This is a genomic window from uncultured Amaricoccus sp. (genome assembly GCF_937891315.1).
Lineage (GTDB): Bacteria > Pseudomonadota > Alphaproteobacteria > Rhodobacterales > Rhodobacteraceae > Amaricoccus.
This window is the reverse complement of sequence record NZ_CALAGI010000014.1, coordinates 1-2,620: the sequence shown is the minus strand read 5'-3', so window position 1 is coordinate 2,620 and position 2,620 is coordinate 1. Positions and strand designations below refer to the sequence as shown.

The window sequence follows — 2,620 nt, the reverse complement described above, 5'->3', positions numbered from 1 at the left end:
ACCAGGAACCGGCTCACCGCCACGCCGCCGGAATTGCGCGCGGTCACCGTGACCGTCTCGCCGGCGCGCGCGGTCACGGTCGGCAGGCTGACGAGACCGGTCGCCGGATCGATCGCCGCGCCGGCGCCGCTCACCGAGAAGCGGAGCGCCGCGCCGGTGAAATCCTCCCCGGCCGCGACCGTCCAGACACCGGACTCCTGGTCGAGGATCTCCTCGAAGAGCGCGCAGGCCGCGCGCGGCGCCACATGGGTGATCCGAAGCGGCCCGGCCAGGGCTTCGGTGACGCCCTCCGGGCCGGATGCGATGACGAGACAGCTGATCTCGGCCAGATCATCCTCGGGCCCGGGGACATAGCGGACCCCGGTGGCACCCAGGATGTCGACGCCGTCACGGCGCCACCGCAGGGCGATCCCGACGTCTTCCCTCCCTGGCGGAATCTCCACGGCCAGGGTCGCGCCGACCTTGCCGTCGCCGACCAGCGCCGGGGCTCGCGCGAAGTTCTCGATCACCGGACCTCTCGTCGGGACATTTCGGGAAGCCCGAACGCAATAGCCTGACCTCGGGGAGCGGAAAACCCCCGGGTCAGACCGCGGCGCGCGCTTTGGCGCACACAATCCCGTGTGCGCCTCCTCTTCCGGACCCGATCAGGGCATATTGTAGATGGCTTCGATGATCCGCCCGTATTCGTGATGCCATTTCAGGCCGAACGTATTGGCCTGTCGACTGAAGTCCCATCCCCCAACGTCGCCACCATTCTTGTGCTGGCCGGTGTCCTCGGGCGATGCGGGCAGGCCGCCCTGGACGATATGCGCCACCGACAGCCAGCCGTACTGGGCGATCAGCCGCATATGCGTGCAACCCGCTTTGATTCGATCCCGCACCGCGACGGCGCGCGCGCTCTTGGGATCGACCGTGCCCGAGGTGAAGACAATCAGCGTGTAGAGGCACATCATCCGGTGCGTCCACTCGGAGTAGGACGCCGACATGCGCAGGCCGCCGGCGTCGGTGCTGTCCATCTCGCGGATGGCGCCGACCTTGCCCTTGATCGCCACGAACTCAGGGTTGGCGCGGAGCGCGGCGAGATTCGCCGCGACAACGCGCCCGCGCCCCGTCGCCCAGGCCGCGGAGGGATAGGCGGCGTAGAGCGTCGCCGGAATGCCAGCGCCGGCGCCGTGGCCCTCGCTGATCGTCTTCGAGAAGGCGTGTATCACCTCGGCTTCCCACATGCCGAGCTGATCGGTGATGGCGACGCCGAAGCGGGTGCCGCGCCGGCATGCCGCCTGGATCTGGGCATGGGTCGGGGCGTTCGCGAGGCGCGGCAGCGAGAAGCTCTTGGCGATGTTGGTCCAGGGCGAGCTCCGCATCGCGACCTCCTCGGCGGCGACGACGACGCTGTCGAGATAGGTCTTCGCAGTCGCCACGCCGAGATAGGCCACGCAGGCGCCGATATTGGCGCTCGGGGCGGAGGAGATATTCGGATTTCCGGCTCGGGTGCTCGCGTTGGTCGTATTCCCGAGCATGTCTCCCTTGAACGATCCGTCTTCGCGCGCCGCGCCAAAAGCCGCGACCAGTGCCCATTTCATGAACTGATCGAGCGAGGCCCGCCAGGCGCCGTCGAACTGCGCCCAGATGCGCGGGGTCAGCTTCGCCCAGGCCGCCGCGCACAGATAGCCGGTGTCGTGCTGCGCCGAGTAGCCACCCCGAAGCGCCGGACCGCCATAGGTGTCACGACCGCCCTTGATGCCGGCGATGACATAGGCGTCGGCCTCTGTATTGCCGGCGAAGCTCGCATAGGCGGCGGCGGCGAGCGGCGAGCCGCAATAGCTCGAGTTCCCTTGCCCGTTGACGTTGGCGGCGTCCCAGTTCGTCTGCGCATAGGAGCGCGCCTCGCCCGCGGCGGCGCCGACATAGCCAAGGACAGGCCAGGTCTTCGCCGCCACCGTGACCGCGACGGAGAAGCTCCGCTCGGCCGTGCCGGCGGCGTTGCTCGCCCGCACGGTCACCGTCGTCGTGGCGAGGGCCGCCGCGGTCGTGATCGAGACGACGCCGGTCGCCGCGTCGATCGAAACGCCGGCCACCGCCCTGGCCAGCGCGTAGGAGAGACCCGTCCCGGCAAAGCCGACCGCGGCGCCGATGGTCCGGGTCCCGCTGTTCTGCGCATAAGTCTGATCTGGCAGCGCCACGCCGCTCAGCGCGGGGGGAGCAATGGCCGCGATCTGGAACGGCGTCTTGGTCGCAATGGGCGCGAAGGCGCCATCGGCCTTCCCGAGGGCGATGATCATCGGATAGACCACGGTGCCGGCCGCTTTCGGCGTCCGAGTCATGATCGCGCCGGGCGTGACCTTCTCGCCGGCCCGAATCGAAAGATTGACCAGGGCCTGGTCCACCGTGGCGGTATCCGACGTGGTCAGATAATAGTCGAACAGTGGATCGAGAGCGGCGGCGGTCGAGATAGTGAACTGGAGTCGCCCGAGGGGCGCCGTCGTCAGTTCCACGAACGGCCAGTGGGCGCTGTTCCAGGTCGGAAACGCCGCCGCGACCGCGACGGCGAAGCTCCGTTCGGCTGTGCCGGCGGCGTTGCTCGCCCGCACGGTCACCGTCGTCGTGGCGAGGGCCGCCG

2 protein-coding genes are annotated in these 2,620 nt (G+C 69.2%); both read right to left on the bottom strand.

Annotated features, from left to right (window positions below; all coding sequences use genetic code 11):
- On the bottom strand, positions 1-509 hold a 509-nt coding region (locus Q0480_RS00930; RefSeq protein ID WP_299129761.1), incomplete at its 3' end, for a hypothetical protein.
- A gap of 135 nt (positions 510-644) precedes the next feature.
- A partial coding sequence (locus Q0480_RS00925) for a hypothetical protein (RefSeq protein ID WP_299129760.1) occupies positions 645-2,620 on the bottom strand: 1,976 nt, incomplete at its 5' end.